This window comes from Paraburkholderia sp. NPDC080076, assembly GCF_050281145.1.
In the GTDB taxonomy this organism is placed as follows: Bacteria; Pseudomonadota; Gammaproteobacteria; order Burkholderiales; family Burkholderiaceae; genus Paraburkholderia.
In genome coordinates this window covers 176635-190842 of record NZ_JBNNWQ010000003.1, presented here as the reverse complement: position 1 = coordinate 190842, position 14208 = coordinate 176635, and the positions used below count along the sequence as shown (strand labels likewise).

Sequence of the window (14208 nt, the reverse complement as noted above, 5' to 3'; positions counted from 1 at the left end):
GCTGCGATCAGCCGGGCGGCGCGGCGACGAGAGGAAGCGAGAAGCTGCATTCGAGCCCGCCTTGCTGCGCCGGTTTCGCCCAGATCTCGCCGCCGTGCCGCGTGACGATGTTCTTGCACAGCGAAAGCCCGATGCCATTGCCACCCGCTTTCGACGAAGAGAAGCCGTCGAAGAGCCGGCCGTGTGCATCGGCGGGAACGCCTGGGCCGTTATCGATCACCTGGGCGATCGCGTACTTGCCGCGCAGGTGCGTGACGAGGCGAAGCTCTCGACGCCGCGCTGCCGTGCCTTCGCTGGCCCCTTCTCCAAGCGCTTCGATCGCGTTGAAGGCCAGATTCAACACCACCTGCCCGATCAACACGCGCTCGATATAAACAGGCAGCGGCTCCGGGGCCTGCTCGATCTTGAGCGTCACACTCGCCTCGCGAGCACGCAGTTCGATGAAGTACGCCACATCCGCAAGCACCTCGCGCAGGTCCGCATGCGTCTCGCTCGGCTCGCGCTTGACGATGTAATCGCGCACGCTCTTGATAATCAACGCCGCATGTTCCGCCTGACGATCGGCGCTGCGCAGGCCCCACACGGCGTCGTCGATCGAAGCGGGTTGCGCGAGCCGCCGGATCGCGCCTTCGATAAAGTTGCGCACGGCGGCAAGCGGCTGGCTCAGTTCATGGGCGATCGCTGTCGCCATTTCCCCCATCGCGTTGTAACGCCCCGCATATTCGAGCAAACGCGCTTCGTTGCGCCGCGCTTCTTCGACGGCGACTTCGTCCGTCACGTCGCGAAAGTGCAGCAGCCGCCCATTCAGGTCGTTTTCGATCTCGATACGCCGGCACGTAATGCGCAGCCAGCCCGCCGTACCGTCGCGACGCGTGATGCGGTAACGCTGCGGCGCCGACGGTTGAATCCGCGGTGCGTCGGCAAGCTGGTCCAGCAGACGCTTGCGGTCTGGCTCACTGCAATAGTCGAGCACGTCCCCCATCGGCGCGCCCTCTTCCAGGCCGAGCACGCGCCGGCCGGATTCGCTGACGAACTCCACTTCGCCCGTGGGCGTCAGCACCGCGACGCCTTCGCCGAGATCCTGCATGAATTCGCGCAGCCGCGATTCGTAGCGGCGCAGCGTTTGCTTGAGTGTGTCTTCGGCGCTGATATCGCGGAACTGCACCATCACCACCGCGCGCTCACGCAGTGGCACGTAAGTGGCGATCGCTTCGGACAACATGTCGGCACCGGTGCGCGAGCGGTAACACCACTCGTACACCTGCGGGCCTTCGGTGATCGAACGATCCATCGCGCCGACGCCAATCTCGCGGCGGTACTTCGGCACCGGACGCGTCATGTCCTTCGCCTTGAGCGGCAACAATTCGGCGAGCGTAAAGCCGAGCGCCTCGCAGGCCGCGCGATTGGCCCACACGATCGCCTTGGTGTCGGCGTCGTGCAGCAGCACGCACAGCGTGAGCGCGTCGAGCAGGCGGTGGAAGTCTTCTTCGGCGGGGAAATTCATCGGGTGGTACGGCACACAGGTTCGATCACGTATGGGCAGAAACATAACACCAGTGCGCGCATTGCGCGTCTGAAGATTTCTTTAGATGAACCCGGAGCGTTACCTAAAACTGAGGCCCGCGTCCCAATTGAAGCGTTCTTTTTGCATTTCTAGACTGGTCTGAACCTGCACGGCGCGTCATGTCGAGCACCAACGCGCCGCGAGTTCGAGCCAATAACGAATCAAGGAGAAACCCCATCATGTCCGACACCGCCACCGCCGTTGCTGCCGATCAATCGAGCCCATCGAATGCCGCCCGTTTGACGCTCGACGAAGTGATCGCCGAGATCGCCGCGCGCCGCGACGAGTTCGACCGTCTCTCGCATGTGCCGCGCGACGTGATCACCAAGCTCAAGCGCGCGGGCATCTATCGCGCTGCCACGCCGCGACGTTTCGGCGGCGACGCGCTCGCGCCGGCCGCGTTTCTCGACATGATCGAGCGCATCGCGGTAGCGGATGGCTCGGCGGCGTGGGTTGCGAGCTTCGGCTCGGCCAATGTCTACCTGGCGGCGCTACCGCTGCACACCCAGGCGGAAATCTACGCCGACGGCCCCGATCAGGTGTTCGCGGGCGGTCTCTTTCCGGTGCAACCGGCGCAGCCCGCGGAAGGCGGCTGGCGTGTGAACGGCACGTGGAAGTTCGCGAGCGGCTGCAAAGGCGCGGACTGGCTCGGCGTGGGCATCGGCGCTGGCGCCCCTGGCACCGGCGGCAAACCGCGTACGGCCGTGTTCCGTCCGCATCAGGTGGAGATCGTCGAAAACTGGGACGTGGTCGGCATGCAGGGCACCGGCAGCCACGATCTGCGCGTTGCCGACCAGTTCGTCGCCGACGATTGGACCTTCGTACGCGGCGGCGAACCCTGCGTGGACGAACCGCTGTATCGCTACCCGACTATCGCCTACGCCGCGCAAGTGCTCGCCGTGGTCAACCTCGGGCTCGCGCGCGCCGCGCTCGACGTCGCCAACCACATGGCCGGCGGTCGCAAGACCACGACCGGCGCGCCGCAACTCGCCGACCGCGCTTACTACCGCATCGAACTCGCGAAAGCGGAGGCACAACTGCGCTCGGCGCGTGCATTTTTCTACGACACGACCAATGAAGTGTGGCAATCGATCCTCGCCGGCAATCCCGTCACCGCCGATCAGGTGAGCCTACTGCGCCTCTCGGCGACGCAGATCGCCCGCGAAGGCGCCGATGTCGTGCAGCGCGCTTACCGGCTCGGCGGCACGATGGCGATTTATCGCTCGCATCCGTTGCAGCGCCTGTTGCGCGACTCGATGGTCGTAACGCAGCACGCGTTTCTCGGCGAAGGCAACTACGACGGCGCCGGCGCGGTGTTCGTGGGCGTGCCGCCGATTCCGGGCTACCTGTAAGCCATTTTCTGATCGATCACGATCCACCCACATCACTACGATTGAAAGGAACAACACCTCATGTCCGATACTTCAACGCTGCCGCTGCGTGTTCTGTTCTGCTGCGGCGTCACGCAGAATTTCTTCGACTTGCCGCGCGAACAGATCGGCGAAGTCTGGCAGGCTTACGGCAAGATGCTGGCCGCGATCGAAGCGATGGAAGGCGTCAAGGTGCTCGGCATCATGGACGACGACCGCCTCACGGTAGGCCATGCCGACAACTCGCCTTGGACCTTCTATATCATGGCCGACGTGCGCGATTTCGACACCACCGTAGCCGTGTGCAATCTGTATCGCACCACGCCGGTGGGCGAGTACAACCTGTGGCGCTACGGCAAGATCGAAGCACGTGTCGGACGTGCGCTGCAAGTGCCGCCGCAACATGCCAACGCCGCTTGAGCGTGCCGCAATGAACGCGAACCAGGATACGCTTGCCATATTGACCGAACGCCTCGCCGCGCTCGAAGCCGAATCGGCCGTGCGCCGCACGATGGCGCGCTATATGGCGCTATGCGATGTGCCGTCCGGCGCGCTCGAAGGCGAGACGCTCGCGGCGCTGTTCTCCACCGACGCGATCTGGGAAGGCATCGGCCCACAGTACGCGAACAAGTTCGGCCGCCTGACGGGCCACGCTGAAATTCTCGCGATGCTCACGCGCTACCTGCCGCCCTCGCCGCATTTCTCGGTGAACGTGCACTTCCTCACGTCGGAAACCATCGACGTGCAAGGCGCGAGCGCGACAGGCCGCTGGATCATGCTGCAAGCGTCTGGCTATGTCGATGCGCAAGCCGAACTGATCTCGGCGCGCCTGGAAGTGGATTTCGCGCCTGCCGGCAACGGCCGCGACTGGCTCATCACGCACTTTCGCACGGAGCGCCTGTTCGACGCGCCGTGGCAAGTCAATGCAAGGAAACCGCACCCATGAACGAGTTTATCCACACGCTGTCGTTAGGCGGCACCGGCCCGAGCATCGCGATCAAGGACACGATCGATATCGCCGGTTACGCCACCACCGCCGCGAGCCGCGCACTGGCCGACACGCCGCCCGCGCAAAAGCATGCCGAAGTCGTCGAACGATTGCTCGCGGCCGGCTGGCACATCGTCGGCAAAGCGAACATGCATGAGCTGGCGTTCGGCATGACCGGCATCAACGACTACACCGGCACGCCGCAGAATCCGCAGGACGCGGCGCGCATTCCGGGCGGATCGTCGAGCGGATCGGCGGCGGCAGTCGGACTGAAGCTCGCCGACGCCGCGCTCGGCACCGACACCGGCGGCTCGATTCGCGGCCCCGCCGCATGTTGCGGCGTGATCGGTTTGAAGCCCACCTTCGGGCGCGTGTCGCGACTCGGCGTGACGCCGCGAGAGTCCACGCTCGATTGCGTTGGACCGTTTGCACGTGACATGCGCATGCTCGTTGCCGCGATGCAGGCCATCGCCGCTAACTTCGATGCGAACGCCGCGCACGCGTGGCAAGGCGCGTGCAAAGTCGGCATCGTGCAGGCCGACGCCGCGCCCGAGATCCTCGAAGCCGTGACACGCGCCGCCGATCAAGCCGGCTGCACCGCGCACGCGCTGCCGCTCGCCGGCCTCGCCGCCGCCTTCGACGCGGGCGTCGCGGTCATCAATGCCGAGACTTCGCGCGCGTTCGGTCATCTGGTGGCCAGTGGCAAGCTCGGCGCGGATCTCGACGCGCGCCTGCGCGCCGCGGCCAACACCACCGCCGCGCAACTCGATGCGGCCGAACAGGTGCGCCGCGACTTCACCGCGGCAGTCGATCACGCTTTAAGCAATGTCGACGTGCTGATTCTGCCCACGCTGCCCGCCCTGCCGATCACGCTCGACGAAGCGCGCAGCGGCAAGTCGGTGATCGCGATGTCGTCGCTGATCCGGCCGTTCAATCTGAGTGGCCATCCTGCGCTGAGTTTGCCGCTGCCGATCGGCGGTTCGCCGCTCAAGGCAGGTCTGCAGATCGTCGGACGCAAGGGTCAGGACGAGCAGGTGTGCGCGATCGCGGCGCGTTTCGAGGCCGCCTTCGCCGCTTGACTCGCTTGAGTCATGCCTCTGGCCGTTCGAACGGCGGCCGATTTTTCGAAGTGAAGCGAAGTGGAGTGGATGCAATGCAGAAAAGAGTCGTTCTAGTCACCGGCGCGGCGCGCGGCCTGGGCGCCGCGATCGCGACGCGCTTTCATGCGGCGGGTTACGCGGTTGCCATCGGTGATATCGCGTTCGATGCCGCGCAAGCTCTCGCGCGCGATCTGAGCGCCGACGGTTCCATGGCTTTCGCGCTGAATCTCGACGTGACCGCGAAAGCCGCGTTCATCGCGGCGCGCGACGCGATCCTGCAGCGCTGGGGCCGCGTCGACGCGTTGGTCAACAACGCGGGCGCCTCGAAAGTCGTGTCCGTGATGGACATTACCGCCGAGCAATTCGATCAGGTCATCAACGTGAACTTGCGCAGCGTGTTGTTCGGCTGCCAGGTGTTCGGCCAGCATTTCGCCGACGCGGGCACGGGCCGTATCGTCAACATCGCGTCGCTCGCGGGACAGAACGGTGGCTCGGCTACCGGCGCGCATTATGCGGCCGCGAAAGGCGGTGTGATCACGCTCACCAAGGTCTTCGCGCGCGATCTCGGCGCTGCGGGCGTGACCGTCAACGCCATTTCGCCCGGACCGATGGATCTGCCGATCGTGCATGAAAGCGTGGCCCCCGACAAACTGAAGGCAGTGATCGCGAACATTCCAGCCGGACGTCTAGGTTCAGCGGACTATGTCGCCGATGTAGCCGTGATGCTTGCCGCGGAAAATGCTTACTTCGCGAATGGCGCGTGCTGGGATGTGAACGGCGGCCTGTTCATGCGCTAAGCCGATGGGCGTGCACACCAGCGCGGCATGCTTCAACGCTGCATGCCGCCTGTGTCCGCATCCTGATCCCACACCGCCATCACCTCGCGCACCAGCATCGCGATCGAGGCCGCGCCGAGTTTGTCCTTGATGCTCGCGCGATGCACGTCGACGGTCTTCACGCTGATCGACAGATCGCTGGCAATGCGCTTGCTGCCCTTGCCGTCGATCACGCCGCGCAATACCTCTTTTTCACGCGCGGTCAGCGACTCGATCCGCTTGCGCAACTCGCGCTGCTTCTGGGCGGCCACGTGACGTTGAGCGGCGAGCTTCAGCGCACTTTGCACGCGGTCGAGCATCTGCTGCGAGTTATACGGTTTCTCGACGAAATCGATCGCGCCGTTTTGCAACGCGCGCACCGACATCGGAATATCGCCGTGGCCGCTGACGAAAATGATCGGCAACGTGGCGCCGCGACGATTCAATTCCGCTTGCACGTCGAAGCCGCTTTGCTCGGGCATGCGCACGTCGAGCACGAGACAGGCGGGCACGTCCGGATCGAACGCGCCGAGAAACTCGCCGGCATTCGGAAAACCCGCCGACTTCACGCCAACCGATTCGAGCAGCCACGCAAGCGACGTGCGCATGCCGCTGTCGTCGTCGACGATGTACACGATCGGTGCGAGGGGTGTGGCGGACTGCGAAGGCTGGGGCATGGGGGTAGTTTTAGATGCGATTCGAAGCATATTACGTGGTCCATCATAACTAGCGGAAAAAGCGCTGCAAAGCGATAGTTACCCTGAAACGGCGATTACTTTTGGCTCTTAGCCCAACATTCGGCGATGCATTGGGGAAAACTTTAGACGGACCAGGAAACACGGCTGCCCGGCTACCGCTCGCGCGGATTTCATTTTTTTCGGGGATTGCTTACGCTTAAATCCAATCAAACGACATCAGCCCCAGGAACCCGAACGATGACGCCGACCCAACACGCGACTCCCGACGCCGAAGCTCACATGGACGCGAAACAGCAATTCCGTCAAGCCATGGCGCACCTCAGCGCCGCCGTGAACGTCATCACGACTGCCGGCCCGCATGGACGATGCGGCGTCACCGCGAGCGCCGTGTGCTCGGTCACCGATACGCCGCCTACCCTGCTCGTCTGCCTGAACCGGTCGAGCGCCATGCACGCGACCTTCCAAAGCAACCGGCATGTTTGCATCAACGTGCTGCCAGGCGAGCACGAACTGCTCGCGCGCCACTTCGCGGGCATGACCCAGGTGCCGATGGAAGAACGCTTTGGCTGGCCCATCTGGGACGAAGGCATGCACGGCGTGCCGGTCTTGCGCGACGCGCTGGCGAGTTTGCAAGGCGAGATCGTCGACCTGAAGGAAGTCGGCTCGCACTCGGTGATGTTCGTGAAGACCACACGCATTAGCGTACGAAGCGATGGCGATGGCTTGATCTACTTCGACCGTAACTTCCATCGCATCAAACGTGCGGCATCGCATTGATGCATGATCGCGGCACGTGGACTGCTCATGCGACGTCCGCGCGATCGGTGTCGAATTGAAAAAGCGGCGCTGACGTGACGGCTTCGACGAAACAGTCGAGTTGCGCGCCGCGCGCGCTGCGTGTCACGAGCGGCACGCCCAATTCCTGTTCGAGTTCGCGGATCGCCTTGGTCAACGCGGGTTGGGACAGGCACGCCGTCTTGGCCGCGGCGCGGATGCTGCCGTGCGGGGCAATGGCCACTAAAGCGCGCAACTGGTTGTATTCCACGGGCGTTTTCGCCATTCGGATTGAGGCCATACTGGGCACGCAGCAACTCGAACAGACCCCGCTCCGTCGACGCCGGGTTGTGAGCATTCACCACCCCCGCCGATTCCTGCGCCGTGATCCAGAGCAGGTCACTGAATTCGGTCGGTGAAATGCCTTCGAGCTCTATCGCTTTGCGCAACGCGTCTCGCGACGCGATCGGTACGATCAACGGGTCTCTTGCCACCCAACCCTGCTTGCCGTGCTTAACCTGACGATGGACATGCGCATGCTTGGTCATAAACGATCTACGTTCCAAAGATGCTGGAAGCGACGGTTGCGCATGGATCGGGGTTCGCTTTTGCCGTCACTGATCGGGCTGATGCAAGGCATCTTTCGGTTGTGTTTCTCACCAGCGCACATCATGTTTCGTTGTCCCATTGCACGAGCAACTCGGCCGGAATCGCCAGGACCACCTCCGCATAGCGTTTGCCGACGAATCGTTCCGCGCGCCGCAGCAGCACTGGAATGGGACTGCTCGGCTCATGCTGTTCGAACCACTGACGAGCTGCCCGGACTAGTTCGAGCGCGGCTTGACGATCCGCCGGTGTCCCGTCCAAGCGGCGATTGACGGCGGCAGCGACAGGCGATGCTGTTCTCTCTTCGTTCGCGGGTAACGAATCGCCCGACGCGGCATTCGTGACTTCGTCCATAGCCTGCGCGTCGGCCGCGACGATCGCCGGGTGAGCGCTTTCCGATCGCGCTTCCCCGGCGCTCAGATGCCGCAGCAACCGGGTAAGCGCTGACAAGTCCGCGGCGTAGAGATTCAGGTGTTCGCGGCTCCACGCGTCGATCGCGGCGACGCTCGCCAGCGCCTCATCGAATCCCGCCAGCGCCGCTGGTTGTTGCACGCGTAGATCATCGAGTTGCCGCATCACCGACTCGGGCGCAAGCGCATCGCTCGGACGCGGTTGAGCAAAGGCGCGTTCAACGTCGCGCACCTGCAGGCGTGCCGCCGTCGACTTCGTCAGCGCGATCTCGCGCACGTCCGATAGCAGACCGTCTGTATCGGCCAAGGTCTGCAAGGCATTCATGCGAATTTCCAGCGCGGCATCACGATCTGTGTCGACGCCCGGTTGCGGGTGAATCACGTCGGGAAACGCGGCCAGCCATGCAGCGAGCAATCCGGTGCCTTCGGCAAGGCCTGCGGCACCCGCAAGGCGCGTGCGGCACCGCGTAAAGAGGACCGCGAGGCGCATGTCTTTGCTGCGCATCATCAGGCGCCGGCAGTCGCGATCGACATCGCTCCAGTTGACCGGGTCCGGAGAACCCACGAAGTCGCCGTACTGTGCCTCAATCCTTGTGGCCACTTTCGCCGAAAGCACCACGAATTCCGGATCGTATTCGAGGTCGGCCCCGCAAGGAGCGCTGTCATCCACCGGCATCATCCAGTCGTGAAGCGCTGGCCCCTTGGCCGGCGTCGATTTCTGCGGCGGCTGTTTTCTGTTATTGCTCATCGTCTACCTTCATCACCCGCGCGGTTGCGCCACATCCACGGCATCGCGCTTGAATTCCTTTACATACCGTTCCGGCTCGAAACGCATACCGGTAATCCGCTCTTCAGACGCTGAACGTCCCAGCCACCCGGACCATCCGAGCTGCTGCGGGCCGCCCATGACAGCAGGCGGCGCACTTTGCGGCCGGATGCGCAGTTCCAGTTCCCAGTTGAACTCATTGCCGACGAACGTCCTGACCCATTCAATCAGTCGCGGCAAATCCGCACCCTGCGGGGTAAAGCGCAGGTATTCGTCGAGGTCGACCGGCCCGACGACAATGCGGAATTTGTGCTGACGATCGGGAATCTGTTCACCGAGCGTCGCGCCGTCGCACATGGTCGACGGCGAGCCAGGCCAGCCGAGACGGCTGTGTTCGCTCGGATCCACGTCGAACCAGTGAAATGCAAATTCCTCGATGGCCACTGGCACGCCGAAGTAGTGCGCAAGCGTGGCGCGCAGGCCATCCGGATTGCGCGCCTCGCGCACGAGATGCGGCGCGGCCGACAGGCGCGCATGCGCAGGCAGCGGCCCGTGATCGATCTCGCGGACATCCTGGCCGGTAAGGCTCGCAACGTAGAACGAGAATCGCTCGTTGCCGGGTCGATCGAGTCCCGCCGCGGCCTGGGCGGACGCCCATGCGCGGTACAGCAGCGTCAGGTAGCGGTGGTGGAAGATGTCGAGGAAATTGACCAACGTGGTATCGCGTCGGCTTTCCTCACGTTCGCGCGCAATCTCCGTTACGTGGATCGGCAGCGGCCCGTTCGGCCCGAGCATCCCCAGACTGAAGAGGCGCACTTTCAGTCTTCTGTTCGCCTGCCCGACGCTCGCAATTTCGCGCGGGGCGAAGGTCAGGCTCGGCTGCTGCCCGAGACGAAACGGTTCCGCCTGCGGGCGTTGCGCCGTGCCGACCGGATCGATTCGCGGATCGGCGCCGATGCGACGCAGCAGCGTCAGGAAGCCGTAGCGCCACGGCTCGGCCCGCAGGCGTTCGATCAACTCCGGCGAAAGCGCTGCATCGCGCACGATCGCCTTAAGCAGGGCCCGGTCCATCAGACGATCCCACGCGTGCCCATGCGCACGGGCCAGTTCGCCACGCGGCCGCGCTGCATCGAATGCAGTTCGGTCTGCGTGAAGCTGTTGACCGACACGTGTCGCGTCAGATAGTGCTCGAGAATCAGGCCGAACAGATAGGGGCTGGTGCCCGAGAAGCCAGTTTCGTCGACGGTCAGCGCGCACTCGATGCCACGTCCGAACACCAGCGGGCCACCGCCCGGAAGTTTCCTCGCCACCGGCCGTGTCTTCACGCCGACGAGGCTTTCGACCTGACGTCGGTGCTCGGTGTCGTCGGCTGCCAGGAACAGACGCAACAGGTCACGCAGGCCCTGCCCGCCCTCGCGGTGATCGAGATCGTCAAGGGGCAAATAGTTGAAATTCAGTTGACGGATCAGCCGCCAGGCCATCTCGCGCTCCGCGTAGGGCGCTCTCGGCACACTGGGGGCGCGAATCAAGCCGGTGCTCGCCACCGCATCGGCGTCGGCTACCGCAAGATCGTTGACGCCGTCACGCGGCACAAGGTTTGGCAGATCGCGGTTGGTAACCCACGCATCGACCGACAGGTAGCGGATTTCCTCGCTGTAGGGCGCCTCATGCTGATCGACCAGCGACACAAACATCTCCGTGCCGATGTACGGTGTTCGTGTACCGTAGCGGCGCGCCGAGTCCGAAATCAGCCGGCGCTCGCGGCGCGTCGAGAAATACCGTCCGTAATTTCCTTCGTCGTTGTTCAACGTTTGAAATAGCGGCCGGAATTCGCGCTCGGCGGACGTCGTCGTGACCTGCCCGGACAGCTTTTCAACGGCAAACACCTCATAGTCGAGTGGATGAAGCCGCGCCGGCACGATGCGGAACTCGGTGTCGCCTTCCGACAGTTCGATCTGGTCGGTGTGCTTACGGAACAGGTTGATGACCGGCGTGCAGAACAGCGCAAAGCGCGACGCGTCGACGAGGCTCGCGAGCCGCTCGGGTGACTGGTCGAGTAGCAGGACAATTTCCGCTTCCGGGCCGTTGACGCGGCGCAGGCCCTCCTTGAGACCGGTTAGCGTAAAGAAATAGAAGCGACTCGGGCACGCGAAGTATTCATGCAACAGGTTGTGCCCGTGAAATTTCGACCACGTGAGCGGCAGCAGGCCCTCGTCGTGCCCCAGCCCCTCGTGAACCACCGCGTCGGAGCTCACCACGGACAGCGGCCGGCCGGCTAAGCCGAACTGACCGGGCACGCCGGTTATCGTTGCGACGCCCGCCGCGTGGATCAGTTCGAACAGGTGTGAAGCAACCTGTTCGTCACCCGCCAGATACACAGGCAATCTGTCCAGCCCTCGCAGATCGGCCATGGATGCTGCATTAGTCGTACGCAACTTCAGGCGCAGCGCGCCGCGTACCTGCACGTTCGGTGGCACGTAGCGGCCGAGCGAGGCAATGTCGGGCGGAATGCCGGTCAACCTTGCGTCGATAATCTCCAGCGGATAGAGCATCACGTCCTGGCTGCTGCGGAACTGACAGGGCGTCTGCTCTCCATCAGGTACGCGCGACTTGAAGGCGGTGCCGCGTGCAACGCGGAAACCTTCGGCAAGATTGCCTTCGACGGGGCTCGGGTACAGGCGCGCGACGGCCATCGAAGGCGTGGGAGCAACGTAGTTCGGGTAGATGACTTCGAGCAGCCGCCCGGTGAAACGCGGAAACTCGGCATCCAGCTTGATCTGCATGCGTGCCGCCATGAAGCAGAACGACTCGATCAGACGTTCGACATATGGGTCCGCCACCTCACCCGCCTGCATGCCGAGCCGCCGCGCAATCTTCGGATGAGCCTGCGCGAACTCGCCGGCGAGCTCGCGCATGTAGATCAATTCCTGGTTGTAGTAGTCGAGCAGTCGCGGATCCATCGGTGTTTTCTCGTTGTTCTTTAAGCTTCTCTTGCGCAACGGAGGGCTGTGCTCAGCCCGCGCGCATGCCGGTGACGTTCAACTGGCTCGTTTCCAGATCGAGCGAACTCTGCACCATGAATTCGAGCGGATAAGGATCCATTCGGATCATGCAGCGGATCTCGAATGCCAGCACGTTGTAGTGAACGTCGGCATCGACTCCCGCGAGCGGCGCAATGCTGAGCGAATCGGAGATCAGCCGCGGCTCGAATTCGCTAATCGCGGTCCGGATGATCTTCTCGATGTCTTCCCACTTGCGCGTTGCCGTGAAGGCGCCCGCCAGCGCCGGCACACCGAAATTCACAGTCGACGAAGCCGCGTGCGGATGTCGCTTGCGATCGATCAGGTCCTCGATGCTGGTCGTGTTGAGCAGGAACGCCAGGTCGCGCTGCACGATGTCGCGCATCTGTGCACGGGTCACCGCGTATTCATTGGGCCCTTCTGTCTGCCTCTGCGGGGCATCGTCACGCAGGCGGTCGAGCAAGGTCGGCAGCAGGTGCGCATTCGCACGCCGAGGCGTGGTGCCGCCATCACGAACCGACCGCGCGTCGCCGCGCATCGGCTTCGACGCCGGCTTAAGCCTGTTCATTTGAGCCGCCCTGCTGATTCGATCCGCGCTTGCTCGCGCCGTTACTGAATTCGCAACCAGCAAGCTCGAAGACACTCAAGTCGCCGGCACTGGTTGTCCACGTTTTCCGGCCATGGGCGATCACGCCGGTCGCCCCCGATTCCCGCCACACCGTCTTGCGTCCTAGTCGGATGGCATCACGCTCGCCGCTGTCCCCGTGCACATCTTCCGCGCCGGGGTAACGCGCCGGCGCGAAGCCGCACACCGTGGTGCCGTCGAGCAGCGTCCACGTGCACGGTGCCCAGACGAGATCAAGGAGCGTGGCGGGACGCTCGACCTTCCACGCGGCAAGATCTGAAAACGGCAACCACCGGTAACGTCCTGCCGTCACCACTTCGCAGACTGGTCCGAAGCGCGAATCGCTGTCGCCGATCCAGTCGAACGCGAAATGCGACGCTTGACCGGCGACGAGCGGCGCGCGATCGAGCGCCGCGTAGCGCGCCTGGTCGGCGGCGTCGATCTGACCGGCAGCGCTCAGACGCAACGCCTCGATGAGCCCCTCGACCCATGACGGCGCGTGGAAGACGAACCCGGGACGCTCGCGACCCGCGATGACTTTCGCGCGCCAGAGCTCGGCGCGAATCAGATCGCGATACACCTGAACGGCCTGAGTCTGCTCGGGACAAAGTTGCGCGAACACCTGGAGCTGACCGATTGCGCGCTCCCAATGACCGGTCACGCATAACAACTGGAACAGCGCCCAGCGAAATTCGGCTGCTGCGGGGCGCGTGCGAATCTGCATTTCAGCAGCCGCGATGCGCTCATCGAGCGGCATGCCGTGATCGGTCGTCGGGTTGCTGCGGGATAGCTGCGCGGTCATCGAGCGTCTTCGTGTGTCAATGAATGGGAGGCCGGCAATGGGCTGTCAAGACCCAACGTATGGTGCTCGCGCCGCGCAAGCGCAGGTGGCAACGCGCGGGCGCGCCGCGCTGCCGCGGCGAGGTATTCCTCCGGCGCAAAAAGACCCAGGATTTCCGGGACCGGCTCCGATGCCGCCAGGTCAGCTTCATGGGCCGCCGCCAGCGGGCCGAAGACGTCTTCCATGAAGCGCGCGCCGGACAGGAGTGCCTCGATCGACCCGCTGTGCGGCGCCTGGGCAACCACTGACGACTCGTAGGGCAAAGCCGGGTGCAGTGCCGCCGATAACGCCGGCTGTGCTCCCCACCCTTCGGTAAGCGATGCCTGCGGATCAACAAGCACGCGACGATACTGCTCATGCAGCGTCTCGATCAGATCGTCGGCGCCATTACCTGCCTCGTCTCGTTCGCGCCGCGATTCGCCATTTTCAGAGGCCAGGGCGCCGCCGATCAGTCCGAATATGGCGTTACTGCCACGCAAGTCTTCGTCGATGCGGTCCTCGGCATCGTCTTCACAGGCACGCAGTGGATCGTCGACGGCCTCGCGGGCGAGGCGCATGTCTTCCCGCAGTCCGCATTCCGTTTCGGCCGCGCCCGGTTCAATGCGCGTCGGCGCCATGGCGTCGCGCCTGA

15 protein-coding genes are annotated in these 14208 nt (G+C 63.9%); 6 read left to right on the top strand and 9 right to left on the bottom strand.

Going from position 1 to position 14208, the window contains the following annotated elements:
- Positions 1 to 7 precede the first annotated feature (7 nt).
- Positions 8 to 1504: a PAS domain-containing sensor histidine kinase gene (locus ACQKRQ_RS13165; protein WP_427477393.1), complete on the bottom strand. Its 1497-nt coding sequence runs from the start codon at positions 1502 to 1504 to the stop codon at positions 8 to 10.
- A 239-nt stretch (positions 1505 to 1743) separates the two neighbouring features.
- Here ACQKRQ_RS13165 and ACQKRQ_RS13160 point away from each other — a divergent pair, with 239 nt between their 5' ends.
- The 5 genes from ACQKRQ_RS13160 (at position 1744) to ACQKRQ_RS13140 (ending at position 5819) form a co-directional block, all read left to right on the top strand.
- On the top strand, positions 1744 to 2916 hold the full coding sequence (locus ACQKRQ_RS13160) for an acyl-CoA dehydrogenase family protein (protein ID WP_427477391.1): 1173 nt from the start codon (positions 1744 to 1746) through the stop codon (positions 2914 to 2916).
- Between the two features lie 60 nt (positions 2917 to 2976).
- Positions 2977 to 3354, top strand: a complete 378-nt coding sequence (locus tag ACQKRQ_RS13155; RefSeq protein ID WP_132374349.1) for a hypothetical protein — start codon at positions 2977 to 2979, stop codon at positions 3352 to 3354.
- A 10-nt stretch (positions 3355 to 3364) separates the two neighbouring features.
- Positions 3365 to 3880, top strand: coding sequence for a nuclear transport factor 2 family protein (locus ACQKRQ_RS13150; protein WP_427477389.1), 516 nt, complete (start codon positions 3365 to 3367; stop codon positions 3878 to 3880).
- Entirely contained in the window at positions 3877 to 5001 is a 1125-nt protein-coding gene (locus ACQKRQ_RS13145) for an amidase (RefSeq protein ID WP_427477387.1), read from the top strand. Before ACQKRQ_RS13150 ends, ACQKRQ_RS13145 begins: the two co-directional genes overlap by 4 nt.
- Before the next feature lie 74 nt (positions 5002 to 5075).
- Positions 5076 to 5819, top strand: coding sequence for an SDR family NAD(P)-dependent oxidoreductase (locus ACQKRQ_RS13140; protein WP_132374346.1), 744 nt, complete (start codon positions 5076 to 5078; stop codon positions 5817 to 5819).
- Between the two features lie 32 nt (positions 5820 to 5851).
- Here the strand turns inward: ACQKRQ_RS13140 and ACQKRQ_RS13135 are convergent, their stop codons facing one another.
- A complete protein-coding gene (locus ACQKRQ_RS13135) occupies positions 5852 to 6514 on the bottom strand; it encodes a response regulator transcription factor (RefSeq protein WP_132374345.1) in 663 nt (220 codons plus the stop codon).
- Positions 6515 to 6772: 258 nt separating this feature from the next.
- Here ACQKRQ_RS13135 and hpaC point away from each other — a divergent pair, with 258 nt between their 5' ends.
- Complete coding sequence (gene hpaC, locus ACQKRQ_RS13130; protein WP_427477384.1) at positions 6773 to 7312, top strand: 4-hydroxyphenylacetate 3-monooxygenase, reductase component; 540 nt, start codon at positions 6773 to 6775, stop codon at positions 7310 to 7312.
- A 25-nt stretch (positions 7313 to 7337) separates the two neighbouring features.
- Here the strand turns inward: hpaC and ACQKRQ_RS13125 are convergent, their stop codons facing one another.
- From ACQKRQ_RS13125 to ACQKRQ_RS13095, 7 genes are all read right to left on the bottom strand, one after another.
- Positions 7338 to 7595, bottom strand: coding sequence for a helix-turn-helix domain-containing protein (locus ACQKRQ_RS13125; protein ID WP_427477382.1), 258 nt, complete (start codon positions 7593 to 7595; stop codon positions 7338 to 7340).
- A 383-nt stretch (positions 7596 to 7978) separates the two neighbouring features.
- Positions 7979 to 9073: an ImpA family type VI secretion system protein gene (locus tag ACQKRQ_RS13120; RefSeq protein ID WP_427477381.1), complete on the bottom strand. Its 1095-nt coding sequence runs from the start codon at positions 9071 to 9073 to the stop codon at positions 7979 to 7981.
- Positions 9074 to 9085: 12 nt separating this feature from the next.
- On the bottom strand, positions 9086 to 10162 hold the full coding sequence (gene tssG, locus ACQKRQ_RS13115) for a type VI secretion system baseplate subunit TssG (RefSeq protein WP_427477379.1): 1077 nt from the start codon (positions 10160 to 10162) through the stop codon (positions 9086 to 9088).
- Positions 10162 to 12051, bottom strand: a complete 1890-nt coding sequence (gene tssF / locus ACQKRQ_RS13110; RefSeq protein WP_427477377.1) for a type VI secretion system baseplate subunit TssF — start codon at positions 12049 to 12051, stop codon at positions 10162 to 10164. The genes tssG and tssF overlap by 1 nt, the downstream gene beginning before the upstream one ends.
- 52 nt (positions 12052 to 12103) lie before the next feature.
- Positions 12104 to 12649, bottom strand: coding sequence for a type VI secretion system baseplate subunit TssE (gene tssE, locus ACQKRQ_RS13105; protein WP_427478316.1), 546 nt, complete (start codon positions 12647 to 12649; stop codon positions 12104 to 12106).
- Between the two features lie 16 nt (positions 12650 to 12665).
- Positions 12666 to 13538 (bottom strand): type VI secretion system accessory protein TagJ, encoded by an 873-nt coding sequence (locus ACQKRQ_RS13100; RefSeq protein ID WP_427477375.1) that lies wholly within the window; start codon positions 13536 to 13538, stop codon positions 12666 to 12668.
- On the bottom strand, positions 13535 to 14194 hold the full coding sequence (locus tag ACQKRQ_RS13095) for a TagK domain-containing protein (protein WP_427477373.1): 660 nt from the start codon (positions 14192 to 14194) through the stop codon (positions 13535 to 13537). The genes ACQKRQ_RS13100 and ACQKRQ_RS13095 overlap by 4 nt, the downstream gene beginning before the upstream one ends.
- Positions 14195 to 14208: the final 14 nt, after the last annotated feature.

Coding starts and splice junctions, on each gene's coding strand:
- ACQKRQ_RS13165 (WP_427477393.1), bottom strand. CDS start 1,504: ATGAATTTCCCCGCCGAAGAAGACTTCCACCGCCTGCTCGACGCGCTC.
- ACQKRQ_RS13160 (WP_427477391.1), top strand. CDS start 1,744: ATGTCCGACACCGCCACCGCCGTTGCTGCCGATCAATCGAGCCCATCG.
- hpaC (WP_427477384.1), top strand. CDS start 6,773: ATGACGCCGACCCAACACGCGACTCCCGACGCCGAAGCTCACATGGAC.
- ACQKRQ_RS13095 (WP_427477373.1), bottom strand. CDS start 14,194: ATGGCGCCGACGCGCATTGAACCGGGCGCGGCCGAAACGGAATGCGGA.
- tssG (WP_427477379.1), bottom strand. CDS start 10,162: ATGGACCGGGCCCTGCTTAAGGCGATCGTGCGCGATGCAGCGCTTTCG.
- ACQKRQ_RS13125 (WP_427477382.1), bottom strand. CDS start 7,595: ATGGCGAAAACGCCCGTGGAATACAACCAGTTGCGCGCTTTAGTGGCC.
- tssE (WP_427478316.1), bottom strand. CDS start 12,649: ATGCGCGGCGACGCGCGGTCGGTTCGTGATGGCGGCACCACGCCTCGG.
- ACQKRQ_RS13135 (WP_132374345.1), bottom strand. CDS start 6,514: ATGCCCCAGCCTTCGCAGTCCGCCACACCCCTCGCACCGATCGTGTAC.
- ACQKRQ_RS13150 (WP_427477389.1), top strand. CDS start 3,365: ATGAACGCGAACCAGGATACGCTTGCCATATTGACCGAACGCCTCGCC.
- ACQKRQ_RS13100 (WP_427477375.1), bottom strand. CDS start 13,538: ATGACCGCGCAGCTATCCCGCAGCAACCCGACGACCGATCACGGCATG.
- ACQKRQ_RS13140 (WP_132374346.1), top strand. CDS start 5,076: ATGCAGAAAAGAGTCGTTCTAGTCACCGGCGCGGCGCGCGGCCTGGGC.
- ACQKRQ_RS13155 (WP_132374349.1), top strand. CDS start 2,977: ATGTCCGATACTTCAACGCTGCCGCTGCGTGTTCTGTTCTGCTGCGGC.
- tssF (WP_427477377.1), bottom strand. CDS start 12,051: ATGGATCCGCGACTGCTCGACTACTACAACCAGGAATTGATCTACATG.
- ACQKRQ_RS13120 (WP_427477381.1), bottom strand. CDS start 9,073: ATGAGCAATAACAGAAAACAGCCGCCGCAGAAATCGACGCCGGCCAAG.
- ACQKRQ_RS13145 (WP_427477387.1), top strand. CDS start 3,877: ATGAACGAGTTTATCCACACGCTGTCGTTAGGCGGCACCGGCCCGAGC.